This window comes from Enterovirga sp. CN4-39 (genome assembly GCF_049446235.1).
In the GTDB taxonomy this organism is placed as follows: domain Bacteria; phylum Pseudomonadota; class Alphaproteobacteria; order Rhizobiales; family Beijerinckiaceae; genus Enterovirga.
This window is the reverse complement of sequence record NZ_JBMSEF010000005.1, coordinates 67,148-85,103: the sequence shown is the minus strand read 5'-3', so window position 1 is coordinate 85,103 and position 17,956 is coordinate 67,148. Positions and strand designations below refer to the sequence as shown.

Sequence of the window (17,956 nt, the reverse complement as noted above, 5' to 3'; positions counted from 1 at the left end):
GGTCAGGAATCCTTCGCGAAAACCTCGATGTCGCGGTCGAGGCCGCTCTCGACCTTGAACTCGCGCGTATAGACGCGCCCGTCATGCCGGGCGATCACCGTGTACTCGCCTTCGGCCAGGGTGACGGTCGGGAAGGCCCCGATCGCCTCGCGGATGACGTCGCCGCCGGGCGTCAGCACGCTGAAGGCGGTACCCGCGAAGGCTTCGCCGCCCGGCGCTGCCACGAGCTTCAGGGTCACGGTCGCCGCGCGGTGGTTGACCGTCGCCTCCGTCAGCCGGCCCGGATCGACCTTCAGATCAACCCGCATGATCGCGTTCGACTCACCGTAGGTGGACACGATGTGGTAGTTGCCTTCCGGCAGCCGGATCACGTCTCCGGCCTTGACGTTGGACATCACCGTCCGCCCTTCGCTGTCGTTCCCGACCGGCAGGAAGATCGAGAAGGTCAGCCGGTTGGGGCTGATGGGCAGATCGCCGATCGCTCCCGATAGCTTGAGTGCGCCGCCATTGATGGCCAGGCGCTCCGACGAGCCGCCGCCCGACAGCGTTACGCGCCGGGAAGCGCTCGCGAACCCATAGGCCGCATGCACCGTGTAGGTGCCGGGGGCGAGCGAGATCACCGGCGCAGCTGCCGTTGACTTCGCAACGAGCCTGGGACGGCCTTCCACGCCGCTCTCCGCGAAAATGCGCCAGACGAGTCCGGAACGGATGGGGCGCTGGTCGGCCGTGAATACGGCGCTCAGCGACAGGCTGGCTGAATCCGGCACCATCGCGGGCGTTGGCACGGGCGGTGGCGCGGGGAAGTTGAGGCCCGATCCTGGAGTTGCCTGGAACTGGGGCGCGGCGGCCGCGGGAGGCGAAGCCGCGCCCGGACCGACAGCCGGCGCGGTCTGGGCATGGGCTGACTGGCCGACAAGGCTCAGCAGTGCCGCCGCAATCCCAAACCGCCTCAAGGTCATCCTCATCGCCTCAGCGGGTCAGCGTCTCCGCCTCGCCGTCCTCGCTCTCGATCAACCCGCTCGCCGCCGAAACGAGGTTCGCGACCGAAAGCGGGCGGAAGCGGAACTCGATCCTGTGATGCCCGGGCGGAACCTCGACACCGCGGAACAGCAGATTGGCCCGCAACATCGTCGCGGGTTTTCCGTCCACCGTTACCTCCCAGCCGGGATAGTAGATGTCGTGAAGGATCACCACGCTGTTGCGATCGGTATCCACCTCGAGTGAGACCTCATTGCGGCGGTATCCCGTAATGCGGACTGAGCCGTTCGCGGGATCCGGCTCGGCGGCGGTATCCCGAGTGCCGTAATCGCCGTGAAGTTCGGCGGCCTGGTCGGCCTCCAGCAGGGCCGCCGAGCGCCTGTCGAATTCCGGCAATTCCTCGTCTTCGAGAACCTTCTCGGAATCGACGGGCACGAGATGCGTCGCCAGATAGGCGCGAGGCGCGCTCGAAGCGAGCTGGTAGACCCACATCGTGCCCGAGCCGTAGAGGAGCCGCGCTCCGGTCAGGCGGGGGAAGTGGCGCGGCAGGCGCTCCACGGGTCGGTCGAGGACGAGATATTCGAGGCCGAGCAGGCTTGCCAGACGGCAGCGATAGCCGCGGAACGTGCCCGGGAACTGCCTCAGGTTCGGGTCCGCCGCGTTCTCCCCGGGGCCGATCGCGCGTTCATAATCGGCAAGCCGCAGGGGATTGTAGCCGATGGTGTCCTCGAGCCCGAGAACCATCGAGGCGTTCTGCCATGCGCCGCCCAGGCCGAGGATCTCGACCCGCGGGCGCTCGCCGCGAGCATGCCTCTCGGCCAGCGCCTGCTTGAGCACCTGAAGACCCCTCAGTTGGTCGGCCGGCAGGTCCTGGAAGACGGCATATCGCTCGGCCGGCTCCGCATTGAGCGCCGAGGCGGCGTTGCGCCAGATGAGCTCGCCGCCCGTGAACGCGGCGATCGCCACAGCAGCCATGGCCCGCCAGCGTCGATCGACGTCGCTGCGCAGGAGCAGGACGACCAAACCTCCAGAGAGGGCGATCGCGATCGCGATCTCCGTCGCCGCGGCAGCACCTTGGTTTGCCCGCAGCGCAAAGGTCAGTCCGGACAGGATCGCGCCCGCGACGATAGCGATGGCGCAGGCCACCAGGATCGCGGCCCGAGGCGATCGCCGCATCTCGGCGAAACGCGGATTGCCCTCCTGGAAGAAGCGATGGACCAGGTAACCGCCGGCGAATGCCAGTACGATGTTGATGAGGAAGGTCGCATCGGCGGGCCGGCGATAGAGGGCGATCCCGGGCAGGTTGTCGAAAATGAAAGAGAACACGGGCGTGTAGCGGCCGAGCGCGTAAAGGATCGCGGCGACGCCCACGACGAGGAAGAACCGGAACTCGCGCGCGAGTAGGCGCCCGCCAGCGAGCCCATGCCAGAGGAGCAGGATCGCGGGGACTGTCCCGGCGAAGAGGTAGTTGGTCGCGCGGTCCGTCCAGGTGCCCTCGACGAGGGAATGCCAGTCCGGGCCCCAGTAATCATAGGTCCAGCGCAGCGAGCCGAAGACGTTGGCGAACAGGATCGTCGCGAGGCTCTCCGGCGGAAGCGAACCCATAGCCGCGACGCCGAAGCCGAAGGACGGGCGCGTCGAGGTCGCCAGGAGCTGCATCGTCAGCACCACCGGCACGGCGAGAAGCGCCGCACCGACGAGTCCCGCGGCGAGAAGGATACCCGCCCGGGAACGCAGATACGCGAGCGCGCCGCCGGAGAGGACCGTCTGGTGCACGACGACGCCGACGAGCATCAGGCCGGTCAGGAACGCGACCTGGTCGCGTCCCACCACCATGACGCTTGCGACGGCGGCAAACGCGCATGCCAGGAGATACGAGCGGCGATCGAGCGCTTCCTCGAGCAGAAGCAGTGCGAGTGGGAAGATCCCGTAGCCGAAGATCATGCCCGTATGCTGCAGCCTGGCGGAAGCCGAGCCGCCGAGCACGAAGATCGCTACCGCGACGAAAGCGCCCTCCGGCCGCCATCCTCGGCGGGCGAACAGGCCGAGCATGGCGAGCGCACCAGGTAGGAAATGCGCGAAGACGACGACATCGAAGAGCTGCATGGACGGCGCTGGAACAAGCCAGCCGAACAGCAGCATGGTGGGCGTGAAGAGCAGCGATTGGGGGTCTGCGACGGCCGGGTGGCCACTGAAATGGTAGGGATTCCAGAGCGGAAGCTCACCATTCGCCAATGCCTCGCCGAGATAGCGAAGCATCGGATAGAAGTGGTTCTTGGAATCCCAGGGAACGACGCTGCCGGTCAGCGGCCACGCAAGGGCGGCGCAGGACCAGAAAACGAGGACGGCAATGACGGCCAGCACCCACTGCCGCCTCGTCCACGGCCGGAACGGGGCGGTTCGCGGCTCGATGCCGAAGGAGATATCGGCATCGGTCGCAAATCGCGCGGAGCCGCCGCCGGACGGTCCAAGATAGTCAGCGCGCATTGACGTGATGTGACCTGGAGGGGAGGGGCCTGGCCGGCCGGGCCCTCAGGCCTCGTCCAGCAAAGGCTTGACGCCATTTCGACGCCAGCGGAGACACGTTCGACACCTGACCATCCCCCGAGATGCCGTCGCTTGATCCGCCGGCCCCGGGCTCCTGTCTGTCCGGTTTGATCTCTACCGGCGACAAGTGGCAGGGAAATGGCGGAGATCTGTTGCCGGCCCTCTCGCGGCCGACCTGACGGTTCTGTCCCGCGAGCCCCTTCTTCTCTGCTCCTCCTCGGCTGAAGGTAAAATGAACGACAAACTTGCATTCCTGGCGCGGCGACGCTCGGTCCCGCCGCACCTCATGACAGGGCCCGGCCCGAGCGCTGCCGAACTCGAGCAGCTTCTAACGGTCGCGTCCCGCGTCCCCGACCATGGCAAGCTCGCGCCCTGGCGCTTCATCGTGATCGAGGGCGAGGCCCGCGACCGAATCGGCGAGTCGATCGCGGCCGCCTTCCAGGCCGACGAGCCGAATGCGGACGAGCAGCGGATCGCGACCGAGCGCAAGCGGCTCGCTCGGGCCCCGCTCGTCGTTGCCGTCGTGTCGACCGCCCGTCCTCACGTGAAGATCCCCGAGTGGGAGCAGGTGCTCTCGGCTGGGGCCGTCTGCATGAACCTGGTCGTTGCGGCGAACCTGATGGGCTACGCCACCTCGTGGCTCACGGAGTGGTACGGCTTCGACCGGCGCGTGCTTGGTGCGCTCGGCCTCGCCCCGAACGAGGAGCTTGCCGGCTTCATCCATATCGGTCGGGCGGAGGAAACCCCGCCGGATCGCCAGCGCCCGAACCTCTCCGACATCGTGACGCGACTCTGAGGCATCCCATGTTCTACGACGCTACCAAGAACGATCACGGCCTCAAGCATAGCCCGATGAAGGCGCTCGTAGGCCCTCGCCCGATCGGCTGGATCTCGGCGCTGAACGGAAAGGGCGAGGTGAACCTTTCGCCCTACTCCTTCTTCAATCTGGTGGGCGAGAACCCGTTCATCGTCGCGTTCTCGTCGTCCGGCTACAAGGACGCAGTCGCGTTCGTGGATGAGACGAAGGAGTTCGTCTGCAACCTCGCCACGTACGACACGCGCGAGGCAATGAACCTCACCTCGGCCCCGCTTCCGCGGGGTGAAAGCGAGTTTGGCTTCTCCGGTCTCACGACCGCTCCGTCGCGGCTGGTCAAGCCACCCCGCGTGGCGGAAGCGCCGGCCGCCCTCGAATGCCAGTGGCTTCAGACGATCCAGCTGCAAGATCGGGATGGACGGCAGATGGACCAGTACCTCGTTCTGGGCCAAGTGGTCGGCGTCCATATCGACGATCGCTTCATCAAGGACGGTCTCGTGGACAATGCTGCCATGCGGCCGATCATGCGGGGGGGCTACATGGACTATTTCGTCGCGACCCCCGAAACGAAGTTCTCCATCCAGCGCCCGAAGGGCGCCTGAGGATCGGTGCGCCTCAGGGCTGCGACCTCAGCAGGGTCGAGGGCCAGCTTCCCGGAGAAGCCGTTCGCGACAGCGACGGCCGCTTCTGCAGCGAATTCTTCGGGAGGCGATGGGGTCTGGGTCGCGTCGATTGCAGGCACGTTCGATGCCGCGGCGACGATGACGGCCTGGGCCTGGGTGGCGCGGACCGGACCTGGGAGAAGCCCCGGCTCCTCCGGGCGGCATCGGAGGTCCGCTGCGAGCGCCTGCGCATCCAAGGCCACCGCCGCGAGGCGCGGCCCGACCTCTGCGAGCTGCGGCAGCGCCAGGGCGCCCCGCGCGCTCTCGATGGAGGCGACGACGCGCGTTCCCCCATGACGTAGGTCGAGCTCGGCTTCCGCCACTGCGAGACGCGATGCGAGTTGCTCGACCTGGGTCCGTCCGACCGTATCCCGCAGCCACACGGCATCGGGACGCGCCTGCATCGCGCAGCTCAGATCACCTGCGCCGCCATCTGCCAAAGGACGGATCCGGAGCAGGACCGGACGCTTCCGCGTTCGGATCGCGCCGACAAGGGTGAGCAGGACCTTCGGCTCGCAACCGGCGACGTCCAGCAGGAAGGCGTCGGGGTTGCAGCGAACCACCTCGTCGATGGTGTCGAGGCTCGTCGGGTGGACCAGCAGTACGGCGCGCATCGGATAGGGATAGCGCGGACAGGCGATTGCGCCAGTCCCGGCCTGACCACGCGCCGCGGGTTGAGGCTTCGTTTACCATAAGCGCGGCAACCTGCGCGCCTCCTCCTCGAGGCCTCGCTCCCGTTCGATGTTCCTCTTCACGACGCCCGCCGAGCCCCGCGCGAGCGCTCCCGCGCCGACGCCCGTCGTAGAGGCGATCCGCCAGGGCGCGGAGCAGACGGGTACGAGCTTCGAGTATCTCTTGAGCACCGCCCAGCGCGAATCGGCGCTCGATCCGGGCGCGAAGGCGCCGACATCGTCGGCTACCGGCCTGTTCCAGTTCATCGAGCAGACCTGGCTGGGCCTAATGAAGAGCGAGGGCGGCAAGCTCGGCCTGTCGGATCTGGCTTCGGCGATCACGTCCCGAGGCGAAGGCGGCTATGCCGTCCCGGACGGCGCGATGCGCGAAAACATCCTGAAGCTGCGGGAAGACCCGCGACTGGCCTCCATGATGGCCGGGGCACTGACGCAGCAGAACCGGGAAGCCCTCACGGCGGCGACCGGCCGCGAGCCGACGGGCAGCGAGCTCTACATGGCTCATCTCCTCGGCGCGCGAGGCGCACGCGACCTGATCCGGGCTGCCCGGAGCGAGCCATCCCGGCCGCTCGCGCAGGACATGCCGGAAGCCGCTGCCGCGAACCGGACCATCTTCTTCGACAGGGCCGGCAAGCCGCGCGGTGCGGGCGAGCTATATGCAATGCTCGGTGCCGCCGCGCCCGCCGGCCCGCCTCCCATGGCCGCGGCAGCGCCGCGTACCGTCACGGCGACAGGGCGCCCGGCCGTCACACGCACCGGCGATGGGCCGCCGCTGCTTGGCCTCTTCCGGACCGATGCCAGGACCGGGCCAGTCTCCGATGCCGTCGCGAAGCTGTGGCAGGTGAACCGAGCCCAGGCCAGCCAGGCGGCGCCAACCGTCGCCTTCTTTCCGAAGGCGAACGGAATGCAGAGCGCCGCGATCGAGGCGGAGCCCGTCCCGGCCGCTGTATCGCCCGCGCCGGCCGAAGCCGCGGTCGGCCCGGCCAATGTTCCTCTTCCGCCGCCGCGTCCCAAGGCAACCGCCAACCCGGCAGCCGCGCGGAACCCGAGTGCCCTGCCACCCCAGGCCATCCTCCATGATCGTTCGCCGCTTCCTTCTCTGGGCGCGTAGCGCATCGCCCGGGCATCGGGCGGAGGCGACAGCCGCCCTTGCGAAGGCGTTCCTTTATTCGGACCTGTCGGAGTCCGACCGGTGGGAGGCGGAGACGGCGCTCACCGCGATGCTCGACGATCCCGCGCCGATCGTCCGGCGCGCCATGGCGGAGAGCCTGGCCGCTGCGCATGACGCCCCGCGCCACATCATCGTGGCGCTGTCGAGCGATGTGGCAGAGGTCGCGCAGCTGGTTCTCGCGCGCTCTCCGGTGCTCATCGACGCCGACCTCGTCGATGCCGCGGCCGTCGGCGACGAAGGAATGCAATGCGCGATCGCTAGCCGCCTGACGGTCTCCGTCTCGGTGTCCGCCGCCCTCGGTGAGATCGGGCGCCCGGCGCCTCTGGTCAGGCTCGCGGCCAATCCCGGCGCCGAGATCGCCCATTCGACCCTGTGCAGGATCCTGGAGCGCCACGGGGACCATGCCCCGCTGCGCGAGGCGTTGCTCGGCCGGCCAGACCTGCCGGTCGACGTCGCTCAGGCGATCGCGGCGGCGCTCGCCCGCTCGCTCGAGAGCTTCGTGGTCGGGTGCGGCTGGCTCAGCCCGGAGCGGTCCGGACGGATCGCGCGGGAAGCCCGGGAGAGCACGACGGTGGCCCTCTCGGCCCGCTCGGAGCGGGAGGATGTCAGCCGGCTCGTAGCTCACTTGCGCAACTCCGATCAACTCACCCCCGCCTTGATCCTGCGGGCGATCCTCTCGGGGGAGATCGGCTTCGTGGAGGCCGCGTTCTGCGAGCTGACCGAGCTTTCGCCGAAGCGGGTCGAGGCCTTTTGCCGGGAAGCCGGCGGGCAGGGTTTTCGGGCGATGTTCGCGAAGGCAGGCCTGCCGCCAACGCTCCGTCCTGCCTTCGAGGCGGCGCTGCAAGCCTGGCGGGAAGGGCAAGCCTCAGGACAGCCGAGGGGCGCAAGGCTATCGCGCGCGGTGATCGAGCGGGCGCTCGCTGCCTGCGGACATCTGCCGCCCGATCAGACCGGCCGGCTGGTCGCGCTTCTGCGCCGCTTCGAGGTGGAGGCGGCCCGCGAGGAGGCACGCCGGATCGCAAGCGATCTCGCGGACGATGCCGCGCTGGACATCGTCATGCGCCACGCGCCCGAGATGCTGCTCGAGGGCCCGGAACCCCGTTCGGCCCTGGCGGCCTAGTAGCCGAACTGCTCAACGAGGATGCGCTCCTCGAGGCCGTGCCCGGGGTCGTGGAGCATCACGAGCTCGATGCTCGTATCCATCGAGGCGCTGACGCAGGCGACCTTCCTGAACTCGGTGTGGTCGGCGACGGCGCTCACGGGACGCAAGTCGGGGTCGATGACCGTGATGGTGATCCTGGCCCGGTCGGGAAGCAGGGCGCCGCGCCACCGCCGGGGGCGAAATGCCGAGATGGGGGTCAGGGCGAGCAGGGGCGCGTTCAGCGGCAGGATCGGGCCGTTCACCGAAAGGTTGTAGGCTGTGGAGCCGAACGGGGTCGCTACCAGAAGCCCGTCCGCCACGAGCTCCTGGAGCCGGATCTTCCCGTCGACCTCGACTCTCAGCTTGGCGGCCTGGTGAGTCTGGCGAAGCATCGAGACCTCGTTGATCGCGTAGGCCTTGTGACTCTTCCCCTCGATGTCGCGCGCATCCATCAGGAGCGGGTGGACGACGCTGCGCTGGGCCGCGCTCAGCCGCTCCATCAGCCCGTCCGGCTTGAACTCGTTCATCAGGAAGCCGACCGAGCCCTTGTTCATGCCGTAGACGGGCTTCGCCTGTCCCATGAAGCGGTGGAGGCTCTGCAGCATCAGGCCATCGCCTCCGAGCGCGACGATGACGTCGGCCTGTTCGGGCGACACGTGAGGGTAGCGGGACGCCATCTCCCTGGAGGCGGCCTGGGCATCAGGCGTCGGGCTCGCCACGAAGGCGATCGTCATCTCCCGGCCCATCATCGGTCCCGCTCTGGTCAGGAGGGCTCAAGCCCGGCGCTGCGATGCAGCGGAACGGCTGCCTTTATACGAGCCCCGCGCCGCTTGGAACCAGGGAGGTAGAAGCCTGCGCGGGCAACAAGGGCCCGCGCAGGTTTGGCGCTCAGACGGCAGGCGTCCACTGGACAGGCACGAAGCGGAAGCCGCTGCCGTCCTTGAGGATGTGACCCGTGGCCGGGAAGGGCGCATGGTAGAAGGCGACCTGAGTACGGTCGGCGGCCACCATGTCGAGCATCTTCACGCGCGTCTCTCGCGCCTTCTCCGCGTCCATGTCAAAGACCGCGGCCCAGGCAGGGTTGCGGACGAAGAGCGCGGGGTGGTTCGTGATGTCCGAGACCATCAGGAATTGCTTGCCCCCGGAGGCAATCCGGAACGCCACGTGGCCAGGCGTATGTCCGGGGGCGGCGACGGCGCTGATCCCGGAGACCAGTTCCTTCTCCGGCTGGAACTGCTTCACGTCCTTCGCTACCTGGCCGAAGACGCGCCGGACGTTCTGGAAGCCGCCCTTGAGCCCCTCCGGCGCCGAGTTCATCTTCGCGTCATCCATCCAGAAGGCCCACTCCGTCTCGGGCACCATGATTTCGGCTTTCGGAAACACGGCGTTCCCGTCCTTCAAGCGCAGGCCGTTGATGTGGTCCCCGTGGAAATGGCTGATCAGGACGGTGTCGACCTGGGCCGGGTCGAAGCCGGCTGCCCGGAAGTTGGCCATCCAGCGGCCGGAGGTCGGCGCGCCGGAATCGCCGTTCCCGGTATCGATCAGCACGGTCTTGCCGCCGGTCTTCACGACGAGGGTCGTGAACGTGATCGGGAGGGCGTTGTCCGGCAGGAATGCCTCCGCCATCGCCTTCTTGACGTCCGCTAGCTCGGCGTTCCGGACGAAGCCCTCCAGCGGCCGCATGGCGAAGCCGTCATTGATCGCGGTGATCTCGATATCGCCGATCTTGTACCGGTAGAATCCCGGCGCCTGGCCGGCCGTGGGAGCCGCGGCGCCTGCCGGAGGCGTGGCTGCGGTCTGGGCCGAAGCCGAGCCGAGGCCGATTCCGGCCGCGGCGATCGAGGCCGAACTGATTACCATGCGCCTGTTCAACATCTCCGCCCTCCATTGTCGCCGGTCGTCGGCTGACGTTCCTGAATTCGACCGCATGCATGACGGCTGGCGAAACCTGGCTATTCCGCTTTCCGACTGCCGTGGCTCGAAGATTCGTGACATGCGGACCTGTCGCGCCGCAACTCGGACTGGCTAAACATGATTGTGATCCATTCGCCGGCTGTCTCCCTGCATGATCCGTCCGGCTACTTCCGACGCGGGCAGACGATCAGCCACCCCGAGCAGGCGGAGCGCTACTGGATCCTGCGGCGGGCGGTCGAAGGTGCCGGCCACCGCCTCATCGATGCGGTCGACCACGGGCTCGAGCCGCTGCGTGCGGTCCACACGGACAGCTATCTCGACCTGCTCCGGACGGCCTGGACCCGCAAGGACGAGCTTCCCGGCGTCGGCGAGGAGATCCTGACCGGGCACTTCGCCAGGCCGCAGATGCATGCTCGCCCGGCCGGCCTGCTCGGGTTGCTCGGCTACCACATGGCCGATACCTCGACCCCGATCAGGGCCGGAACCTGGGAGGCTATCAATGGCAGCGCGCAGGCAGCGGTCTCGGCTGCCGATGTGGCCCTCGAGCACGGCCACGCTTACGCACTGTGCCGGCCGCCAGGCCATCACGCCTATGCGGATTCCGCAGGCGGGTTCTGCTTCCTGAACAGCACGGCAATCGCGGCCGAGCGCCTTCGCGCCAAGACGAGCGGGCCGATCGCGATTCTCGATATCGACGTCCATCACGGCAACGGCACGCAGGGAATTTTCTACGGGCGAGGCGACGTCCTGACGGTGTCGATCCACGCCGACCCTACGAACTACTTTCCGTTCTACGCGGGCTACGCCAACGAGACGGGGGAGGGGGCCGGGCAGGGGGCCAACCTGAACCTGCCGCTGGCGGAGGGCTCGCATGACGGCGTGTGGCTGGAGGCCATCGGGGAAGGCTTGCGCAGGGTGGCCGCCTTCTCTCCTGCGGCTCTCGTCATTGCGCTCGGCTTCGACGCCTCCGAGCATGACCCGATCGGAGCGTTCAAGGTGTCGACCGAGGGGTTCGCGGCGGCTGCACGGATGATCGCCGCCGCGCATCCGACGACGCTTCTCGTCCAGGAGGGAGGCTATCTGTGCGACGCGCTCCCGCGCAATCTCGTGGCGTTTCTCGGAGCCTTCGAGGAGGCCCGCCGCTGATCAGTGCCTGATCCGCGGGTCGTCGAGGACTGGCCACGGCCGGGCCGTTTCGAAGGCCCGCGACGCGCGCAGCACCTGCCCGTCCCGCTGGATCGCGCCGACAATCTGCAGGCCGACCGGCAGCCCGGATTGGGTGAAGCCGCACGGCACGGTCGCCGCGGGCTGGAGCGTCAGGTTGAACGGGAAGCTGTAGGGTGCCCAATCGATCCAGTTCTGGCCGAAGCGTCCGTCCGGCGGCGTATTGTTGCCGACCTCGAACGAGGCCGTCGCAAGGGTTGGGGTGAGCAGCAGGTCGTATTGCTCGTGGAAGCGCTCCATGGCGAGGTAGAGCGCCCCGCGGGCGTTCGCCGCCGCGACGAAGTCGGCCCCGAGGATCCTGCGGCCGCTCTCGGCAACAGCGACGAAGCCGGGATCGACATCCTTCCAGCGCGCTTCCGGTATGCCGCGCAGGACGGACCAGGCCCCGACGTACCAGAGGGTTTCCAGCGTTTCGATCGCGTCGACGAGGCCAGGATCCAGCTCCTCCACCGTTGCGCCAAGTTCCTCGAACACGCGGGCGGCCTTTGCGGTGAGTTCCTCCACCTCGGGATCCAGCGTCTCGACATAGCCCAGCCGGGGGCTCCAGGCGATCCTCAGGCCTCGGACGCCGAGCTCCAGGCCGGCGAGATAGTCCTGCGGGGGCGGGACGAGTGCGGTCATGTCGCGCGGATCGGGAGCCGCGATGGTGCCGAGCATGATCGCGGCATCGGAGACCGAGCGCGTCATCGGGCCGACATGCGACACGATGGCGAATGGAGAAGGCGGGTGAGCCGGAACGCGGCCGAAGCTCGGCTTGATCCCGTAGATCCCGCAGAAGGAGGCCGGAATTCGGATCGAGCCAGCGCCATCCGTCCCGATATGAAGGCGCCCGAGCCCGAGCGCAGCTGCCGCTCCCGCGCCCGCCGACGAGCCGCCGGTGGTCATCCGTGTGTCCCAGGGATTTCGGATCAGCCCGTACAATGGCGAGTCCCCAAGACCCTTCCAGCCGAACTCGGGAAGCGTGGTCTTGCCGACCGGGATCGCGCCGGCCTCGAGCAGACGATCGACCGATGGCGCGTTGTCGAGAGAGGGCGCGTCGTTGGTTGTCTTCGAGCCCCGGCGGGTCGGATGCCCCGTCCAGACGACGTTGTCCTTGACGGTGAAGGCCACGCCATCGAGCGGTCCTGATGGGTTGCCCGCCCCCCAGCGCTTCTCGGAAGCGGCGGCAGCCTGGAGCGCGGCATCGCGGTCGACCACGCAGAACGCGTTCACGGCCGGGTTCACACGGTCGATGGCGTCGAGGACCGCCCCGATTGCCTCCCGGGGCGAAAGCTTCCGCTCGCGATAGGCGGAGACCAGGGCCATGACGTCGAGCGACAGGATGTCCTTCATCGAGTACCCATTCAGAAGTTGGTTTCGGACAGCCCGGCCGGCCCGATCCGGCGAGGGTTGAGCTGTTCGCTCGCGAGCGCCTCGAGGATCGCGGCCGTGTGCTCCCGGCTGCGGGTCTCGATCGTGAGGTCCACCGAAACGCCCTTTGCGGGTACGTCGAGGAAGAGGCGTCCGTGCGACACCTCCAGGATGTTCGCGCCGAGCTGCCCAAGCCGCGACGCGATCTCCCCCAGGAGGCCCGGCCTGTCCGGCGAGGTGATCCGGAAGGAGGCAATCCGATCCTCGCGCTCGAGCTCCCGCACCATCACGGAGGCGAGGAGCCGGGCGTCGATGTTCCCGCCGCACAGCACGAGGCCGACCCGCCGCCCCTGGAACAGGTCAGGGCGAGACAGCATCGCGGCCAGGCCCGCAGCACCGGCCCCTTCGGCCATCGTCCGGCACAAGGTGGCATAGGCATTCACGGCGCGCTCGATGGTGGGTTCGTCGACGAGGACGATCTCGGACACGAGCTCGCGGATGATGGGGAGTGTCAGGCGGCCGACATTCTTGACCGCGATGCCTTCCGCCAGCGTTGCGCCACCGATAGGGGCGTCCTCCCCGCGAAGAGCGTTGACGCAGGAGGGATAGAGCGCGGCCTGGACCCCGACGATGCGGATATCCGGGCGGGTCGCTTTCGCGGCGACCGCGATGCCGGAGATCAGGCCCCCGCCGCCGATCGGCACCACGATGTCGTCGAGGTCCGGGCAGGCTGCCAGCATTTCGAGCGCGATCGTTCCCTGCCCTGCCATGACGAGAGGATCGTCGTAGGGATGGACAAGGGTCAGGCCCCGCTTCCACGAGAGACGCCGGGCCACGTCCTCGGATTCGGAGAGGTTCGCACCCTCCAGGAGCACCTCGGCGCCGTGGCCGCGCGTATTCTCCGCCTTAACGAGCGGGGTGCCGACCGGCATCACGATGGTGGCCGGGATGCTCAGCCGGCCCGCATGGTAGGCGAGCGCCTGGGCGTGGTTGCCGGCGGACATGGCGACGACGCCCCGCGCCCGCTCGTCGGCCGTGAGCGCGAGCAGGCGGTTCAGGGCGCCGCGCTCCTTGAAGGCGCCCGTCGCCTGCATGTTCTCGTGCTTCACGAAGACAGTCGCGCCGGTCAGGTCGGAAAGGCGCGGGGAGGGGATGAGCGGGGTCGCGATGACCTGTCCGACGATCACGGCGGCCGCGCGCCTGACCTCGTCAAAGCCGATCGCGGCTTCGTTCCGGCTCAAGAGGAAGCCTTTTGCGGCAGGGTCGCGCCGAACAGCCCCTCCGGTCTCAAGGTGATGAGCAGGATGAGCAGGAGATACACCGCGAGGTCACGCCCCTCGATGGGCAGGTACGCAGACCATAGCGTCTCGAATAGGCCGATCGCCAGCCCCCCGACCAGCCCTCCCGGAACGGAGCCGATCCCGCCCAGGATCGCCGCTGCAAGGGCCTTCAGCCCGAGCTGGAAACCGTCCGCGAAGCCGAGCGCTCCATATTGGATTGCCACGAGAGCCCCCGCGAGCCCGGCCAGCGCGCCGGAGATCGCGAAAGTGGCGAGGGCGAGCCGCAGGTTGTTCACGCCGAAGAGCGCCGCCGCGCCCGGGTCGTCCGATGCCGAGCGCCACTCCCGCCCGAAGCGGGAAAAGCGCAAGATCGCCAGGAGGCCGGCGGCCGCCGCGAGGCCCACGAAGGTCGTCAGGACCGAGATCGGCGTGATCGTCACGACGAAGTTTCCTGCACGTGCGAGGAGCCACGGTTCCGCTCCGACCGGGGGGATCCAGTTCGGCGTGGCGCCTCCTGCCAGGCGCAGATACTCCATGAGAGCGAGCGAAAGGCCTATCGTGGCGATGAGGCTCGCCTGGCTCCGCCTCGCCGGGATGATGACGAAGGCGACATGGCCGGCAACCGCGCCATACAGCGCGGCCGTTATGCTGGTGACGGCGAGGCCGATGGCGAGGCTGGGCAGAATGGAGCCCGATCCCGCGATGGACAGGGCTGCGACCACCAACCCCATCGCGGCGGCTCCGACTGCGGCAAGCTCGCCGAAGGCGAGATTGATGCGGCCGACCAGGCCGAGAACGAGCGCGTAGGCGGCAGCGAGGAGCCCGTAGATCGCGACGCGAGGCAGGGCGACGAGCACCTGCTCGGCCGCGTAGGCGATTCCGTGGTTGATCTCCGGGAGAGCGACCGCGGCTTCTCCCGGGCCGGGGTCGCCCTCCAGAGCGTCAGGGGTATCCAGGTAATACCGTCGGAGAAGGTAGATTGCTGCGGGTGAGATCGTGCCGCGATCGGTAGTGATCCCGACGAGCTCGGCCTTGCCGACGGAGAGACCTGGGCCGAAGCGGCATACGGCGAAGCGGGAGAGGGCGGGGCCTCCCTCAGGGCGGATCGCGTGGTAGTTGATCCTGACCGTGTTCGGCTCGCGCCCGTGCAGCACCTGGCGCACCAGGACCCGCGCTCCGCTCGCCTCGAGGGCCGGCAGCGACATCCTGCAGATTCGCGTCTGGTCCGCGTCGACCGCAAAGGAGCAGCCCATGATCAGCCCGAGCAACACCGCAGTGAGGAGCCAGCGAACGTACCGGGCTGGCGCTGGCCCGGAGGGCGGCCAGGCAGGTAGCTGGCGGCGAGCATCGGGAAAGGGGCGGGGCAAAACTCGTCCGGGTCGGAGAAAACAAGAGTCGCAACGACTGCGTGGAAGGCACGAGATTACCTGAGGCGGTTTCTTCGTCTAAGCGGGGGCTCCGTTTCCGGCCTCGAGGGTCCGGAGGTGATGAAGCGCTGCTTCGATGGGGACCGAACGTGTTGCAGCCGCGATCATCCGAGGACGACGTCGTCGCGATCGTGGTTACCTTCGATTCGGCGAAGGTCCTCGGCGGCTGCATCGAGGCGCTGGACGAGAACCGGCTCCCCGCCATCGTGGTCGACAATGCGAGCTCCGATGGCTCGGCCGAGCTCGCCCGGCATAGCGGCGCCCGGGTCATCAGGAACCGGGTGAACGAGGGCTACGGCCGCGCCAACAACCGGGGCGCCGCGGCCGCGAGCTCGCCTTGGCTCCTGATCGTCAATCCGGATGTCGCTCTCGATCCCGGCACGGTCGACCGGCTGCTGGACGCGGCGAAGCGGTACCCGGATGCCGGGATTCTCGCGCCGCGGATCGTCGAGCCGGATGGCCGATTTTTCTTCCAGCCGCGCTCTCTGATCCCACCCTACCTGCCGAATTCCGGCGGGCGGCGCTCCCTCCCGGAAGGCGATTGCTGCGCTCCGTTCCTGTCCGGCGCCTGCTTCATGATCAGGCGCGAGCTGTTCCTGCGGCTCGGCGGCTTCGACGAGCGGATCTTTCTCTTCTACGAGGATGACGACCTCTGCCGCCGCGTTGCAGATGCCGGCTACGCACTCGTCCATGTCCATTCCGCGGTCGCACGCCACCTCCGGGGCGGCTCTAGCGAAAGAAGACCGGGTCGTGTCTTCACGGCGCGCTGGCACCTCGCCTGGTCACGTGCCTATGTGTCACGGAAATACGGTCTCCCTTCCGGAGCGGCCCAGATGGTTCTGGTGAACGGCGCCAAAGCTTTGCTCGCCTGCCTGACGCTCCGGCGCTCGCTCGTCGAGCGGTATGCTGGATCGGCCGCTGGAGCCCTGGCCTTTCTCAGAGGCCGCACTGCCCTGGCGCGCCAAGGCCTGTCGGAGACGCGGTGATGGGGTGGCGCGGGGCCGGGCCGACGATTGGTGCGGCACTCGACGCCCCGGCGAACGGGTTTTCCGGATTGCGACTCGGCCTGGCGCTGGCGGTCGTCGTCAGCCACGGGTTCAGCGTCGTCTCGGGCCGGATCGAGGACGAGCCCCTGACGCGGCTCACGGGCTTCACCCTCGGCGAACACGCCGTCAACGGCTTCTTCGCCATCTCGGGCTTCCTGGTCACGATGAGCTTTTGCGGGCGCGGCTGGCGCGACTACGTCATTGCCCGTGCGCTGAGGATCGCCCCGGGACTGATCGCGGCGACGCTCATCGTGTCACTCCCGCTCGGGGCCGCGCTGACCCGGCTGGACCTGGGAGAATACCTGGCAAGTTCCGGCCTCTGGCGCTTCGTCACGGGCACGCTGACGACCTTCAAGAGCAACGCCGCGCTCCCCGGGGTCTTCGCCGAAAACCCCTTCCGGATGCCGATGGGGACGGTATGGACCCTCAAATACGAGGTGATCTGCTACGTGGGAGTGCTCGCCGCCGGTGTCGTCGGACTTCTGCGTTCGCGCTGGCCCGCGGCTCTCTTGGCCGGCGGCTTGCTCCTTGCCATCCTCATGCTCGATTGGGTTTCGCCGGACGCATCAAAGGGCGTCCAGACCGCGTTGCGCCTGCCCTTCCTGTTCGCTGCGGGGGCCGCCCTGTTTCTCTGGCGGCATCGGATCCCGCTATCCGGGAAGGGAGCGCTCGCGCTCGTCCTGCTCGCGGCTGTGCTCTCCTCGACCCCCGCCTACCACGCTCTGCTGTTTCTGGCGGAGGCATACGGCGCGATCTATCTCGCCTTCTCGCCGGTGCTCGCCCGTCCTGCCTTCGACCTGCGGGAGGACCTCTCCTACGGCGTCTATCTGTACGGCTGGCCCATCCAGCAGGCTTTTCGGCAGCTCTGGCCTGAGGCTGGCGCGTGGACGCTGCTCGGGCCATCGCTCGGCCTTGCGCTTCTTGCGGGTTGGGCATCGTGGCGGCTCGTCGAGGCGCCGGCGCTTGCCTTGAAGGCGCGCACGCTCGGGCGCCGCACGCTCAAGACGATCGAGCCCGCAGCGCCGTGACGGCGGCGGCGAGTTCTTCGACCTCCCCGCTGGCGAGGAGCGGCAGGATCGAGGCCACCTCGGCATCGGGAAGCTCCCACCAGGCCGTCTCGAGGAGCAGGGCGACCTGGCTGTCGCTGAACCGCGTCCTGAGAACGCGGGCCGGGTTGCCGCCCACCACGGCGTAGGGCGGCACGTCGCGCGCAACGACAGCATGGGCTCCGACCACAGCCCCATGGCCGACCGTCACGCCCGACAGGATCATGGCCCCTGAACCGAGCCAGACGTCGGACCCGATGGAGACGTCGCCGCGGCTGGCCTGGTAGGCCGCGCCTGTGGCAGCCGCTCCCGGCCAGAGTTCGGGGAAGGCCGCGAACGGGAACGTGCTGATCCAGTCCGTCCGGTGATTCCCGCCGAGGAGGATCTCGACCTTGTCGGCTATGGAGCAGAACCGACCTATCGTGAGCTTCGCGCCCGCCTCCGGGAACCGCACCTTCGGGCGGCCGTAGGAGTGAGACCCGATCGAGAAGCCATAGCGACGCGAAAGATGGGCGAGGTGCACGGCGGTCGCGTTATGGGGATTGCGCCAATTGCGCAGCCGGTGTCGTAGGTTCATGGGCGTGCCACGGCGCCGGTTTCGGCCAGGGGTGAAAAGACCCCGGAATTGGCGGTAGGTGGAGATGGAATTTCCGAGCGTTCGCGACGG

Annotated in this window: 16 protein-coding genes; 7 read left to right on the top strand and 9 right to left on the bottom strand. The window is 68.3% G+C overall.

The window, feature by feature from the left end; genetic code table 11:
* Positions 1–2: 2 nt before the first annotated feature.
* Positions 3–965 (bottom strand): hypothetical protein, encoded by a 963-nt coding sequence (locus ACO2SS_RS10445; protein ID WP_423277578.1) that lies wholly within the window; start codon positions 963–965, stop codon positions 3–5.
* 4 nt (positions 966–969) lie between these two features.
* Positions 970–3,465, bottom strand: a complete 2,496-nt coding sequence (locus ACO2SS_RS10440) for a YfhO family protein (RefSeq protein WP_423277577.1) — start codon at positions 3,463–3,465, stop codon at positions 970–972.
* Between the two features lie 292 nt (positions 3,466–3,757).
* Here ACO2SS_RS10440 and ACO2SS_RS10435 point away from each other — a divergent pair, with 292 nt between their 5' ends.
* Both ACO2SS_RS10435 and ACO2SS_RS10430 read left to right on the top strand, forming a co-directional pair.
* Positions 3,758–4,321, top strand: a complete 564-nt coding sequence (locus ACO2SS_RS10435; RefSeq protein ID WP_423277576.1) for a nitroreductase family protein — start codon at positions 3,758–3,760, stop codon at positions 4,319–4,321.
* 8 nt (positions 4,322–4,329) lie between these two features.
* Positions 4,330–4,941 (top strand): flavin reductase family protein, encoded by a 612-nt coding sequence (locus tag ACO2SS_RS10430; protein ID WP_423277575.1) that lies wholly within the window; start codon positions 4,330–4,332, stop codon positions 4,939–4,941.
* Here ACO2SS_RS10430 and ACO2SS_RS10425 read toward each other — a convergent pair.
* Positions 4,884–5,615 (bottom strand): aldolase/citrate lyase family protein, encoded by a 732-nt coding sequence (locus tag ACO2SS_RS10425; protein WP_423277574.1) that lies wholly within the window; start codon positions 5,613–5,615, stop codon positions 4,884–4,886. The genes ACO2SS_RS10430 and ACO2SS_RS10425 overlap by 58 nt on opposite strands.
* 127 nt (positions 5,616–5,742) lie before the next feature.
* On the opposite strand from ACO2SS_RS10425, the gene ACO2SS_RS10420 reads away from it, so the two are divergent.
* Together ACO2SS_RS10420 and ACO2SS_RS10415 are read left to right on the top strand one after the other, a co-directional pair.
* Positions 5,743–6,801: a lytic transglycosylase domain-containing protein gene (locus ACO2SS_RS10420; RefSeq protein ID WP_423277573.1), complete on the top strand. Its 1,059-nt coding sequence runs from the start codon at positions 5,743–5,745 to the stop codon at positions 6,799–6,801.
* Positions 6,767–7,981, top strand: coding sequence for a DUF2336 domain-containing protein (locus ACO2SS_RS10415; RefSeq protein ID WP_423277572.1), 1,215 nt, complete (start codon positions 6,767–6,769; stop codon positions 7,979–7,981). Before ACO2SS_RS10420 ends, ACO2SS_RS10415 begins: the two co-directional genes overlap by 35 nt.
* Here ACO2SS_RS10415 and ACO2SS_RS10410 read toward each other — a convergent pair.
* Together ACO2SS_RS10410 and ACO2SS_RS10405 are read right to left on the bottom strand one after the other, a co-directional pair.
* On the bottom strand, positions 7,978–8,751 hold the full coding sequence (locus tag ACO2SS_RS10410; protein WP_423277571.1) for an NAD kinase: 774 nt from the start codon (positions 8,749–8,751) through the stop codon (positions 7,978–7,980). The genes ACO2SS_RS10415 and ACO2SS_RS10410 overlap by 4 nt on opposite strands.
* A 139-nt stretch (positions 8,752–8,890) precedes the next feature.
* Positions 8,891–9,862 carry an MBL fold metallo-hydrolase gene (locus ACO2SS_RS10405; protein WP_423277570.1) on the bottom strand — a complete coding sequence of 324 codons (972 nt, stop codon included), beginning with the start codon at positions 9,860–9,862 and terminating at the stop codon, positions 8,891–8,893.
* A 171-nt stretch (positions 9,863–10,033) separates the two neighbouring features.
* Here ACO2SS_RS10405 and ACO2SS_RS10400 point away from each other — a divergent pair, with 171 nt between their 5' ends.
* Positions 10,034–11,062: a histone deacetylase family protein gene (locus ACO2SS_RS10400; protein WP_423277569.1), complete on the top strand. Its 1,029-nt coding sequence runs from the start codon at positions 10,034–10,036 to the stop codon at positions 11,060–11,062.
* On the opposite strand, the gene ACO2SS_RS10395 is transcribed toward ACO2SS_RS10400, so the two are convergent.
* Genes ACO2SS_RS10395 through ACO2SS_RS10385 form a run of 3 tightly spaced genes read right to left on the bottom strand, consistent with a single transcriptional unit; the run spans position 11,063 to position 14,975 of the window.
* Positions 11,063–12,472, bottom strand: coding sequence for an amidase (locus ACO2SS_RS10395; RefSeq protein ID WP_423277568.1), 1,410 nt, complete (start codon positions 12,470–12,472; stop codon positions 11,063–11,065).
* Between the two features lie 11 nt (positions 12,473–12,483).
* Positions 12,484–13,731 (bottom strand): threonine ammonia-lyase, encoded by a 1,248-nt coding sequence (locus ACO2SS_RS10390; RefSeq protein WP_423277567.1) that lies wholly within the window; start codon positions 13,729–13,731, stop codon positions 12,484–12,486.
* Positions 13,728–14,975: a branched-chain amino acid ABC transporter permease gene (locus tag ACO2SS_RS10385; RefSeq protein WP_423277566.1), complete on the bottom strand. Its 1,248-nt coding sequence runs from the start codon at positions 14,973–14,975 to the stop codon at positions 13,728–13,730. The genes ACO2SS_RS10390 and ACO2SS_RS10385 overlap by 4 nt, the downstream gene beginning before the upstream one ends.
* Before the next feature lie 314 nt (positions 14,976–15,289).
* Here ACO2SS_RS10385 and ACO2SS_RS10380 point away from each other — a divergent pair, with 314 nt between their 5' ends.
* Both ACO2SS_RS10380 and ACO2SS_RS10375 read left to right on the top strand, forming a co-directional pair.
* A complete protein-coding gene (locus tag ACO2SS_RS10380; RefSeq protein ID WP_423277565.1) occupies positions 15,290–16,183 on the top strand; it encodes a glycosyltransferase family 2 protein in 894 nt (297 codons plus the stop codon).
* A complete protein-coding gene (locus ACO2SS_RS10375) occupies positions 16,183–17,271 on the top strand; it encodes an acyltransferase family protein (protein ID WP_423277564.1) in 1,089 nt (362 codons plus the stop codon). Before ACO2SS_RS10380 ends, ACO2SS_RS10375 begins: the two co-directional genes overlap by 1 nt.
* Here ACO2SS_RS10375 and ACO2SS_RS10370 read toward each other — a convergent pair.
* On the bottom strand, positions 17,243–17,866 hold the full coding sequence (locus tag ACO2SS_RS10370) for a CatB-related O-acetyltransferase (RefSeq protein ID WP_423277563.1): 624 nt from the start codon (positions 17,864–17,866) through the stop codon (positions 17,243–17,245). The two genes, ACO2SS_RS10375 and ACO2SS_RS10370, sit on opposite strands and share 29 nt — an antisense overlap.
* Positions 17,867–17,956 lie beyond the last annotated feature (90 nt).

Excerpts from the sequence above, each read along its gene's own strand:
- ACO2SS_RS10445 (WP_423277578.1), bottom strand. The coding sequence starts at position 965 with ATGAGGATGACCTTGAGGCGGTTTGGGATTGCGGCGGCACTGCTGAGC.
- ACO2SS_RS10440 (WP_423277577.1), bottom strand. The coding sequence starts at position 3,465 with ATGCGCGCTGACTATCTTGGACCGTCCGGCGGCGGCTCCGCGCGATTT.
- ACO2SS_RS10435 (WP_423277576.1), top strand. The coding sequence starts at position 3,758 with ATGAACGACAAACTTGCATTCCTGGCGCGGCGACGCTCGGTCCCGCCG.
- ACO2SS_RS10430 (WP_423277575.1), top strand. The coding sequence starts at position 4,330 with ATGTTCTACGACGCTACCAAGAACGATCACGGCCTCAAGCATAGCCCG.
- ACO2SS_RS10425 (WP_423277574.1), bottom strand. The coding sequence starts at position 5,615 with ATGCGCGCCGTACTGCTGGTCCACCCGACGAGCCTCGACACCATCGAC.
- ACO2SS_RS10420 (WP_423277573.1), top strand. The coding sequence starts at position 5,743 with ATGTTCCTCTTCACGACGCCCGCCGAGCCCCGCGCGAGCGCTCCCGCG.
- ACO2SS_RS10415 (WP_423277572.1), top strand. The coding sequence starts at position 6,767 with ATGATCGTTCGCCGCTTCCTTCTCTGGGCGCGTAGCGCATCGCCCGGG.
- ACO2SS_RS10410 (WP_423277571.1), bottom strand. The coding sequence starts at position 8,751 with ATGATGGGCCGGGAGATGACGATCGCCTTCGTGGCGAGCCCGACGCCT.
- ACO2SS_RS10405 (WP_423277570.1), bottom strand. The coding sequence starts at position 9,862 with ATGGTAATCAGTTCGGCCTCGATCGCCGCGGCCGGAATCGGCCTCGGC.
- ACO2SS_RS10400 (WP_423277569.1), top strand. The coding sequence starts at position 10,034 with ATGATTGTGATCCATTCGCCGGCTGTCTCCCTGCATGATCCGTCCGGC.
- ACO2SS_RS10395 (WP_423277568.1), bottom strand. The coding sequence starts at position 12,472 with ATGAAGGACATCCTGTCGCTCGACGTCATGGCCCTGGTCTCCGCCTAT.
- ACO2SS_RS10385 (WP_423277566.1), bottom strand. The coding sequence starts at position 14,975 with ATGTCGCTGCCGGCCCTCGAGGCGAGCGGAGCGCGGGTCCTGGTGCGC.
- ACO2SS_RS10375 (WP_423277564.1), top strand. The coding sequence starts at position 16,183 with ATGGGGTGGCGCGGGGCCGGGCCGACGATTGGTGCGGCACTCGACGCC.
- ACO2SS_RS10370 (WP_423277563.1), bottom strand. The coding sequence starts at position 17,866 with ATGAACCTACGACACCGGCTGCGCAATTGGCGCAATCCCCATAACGCG.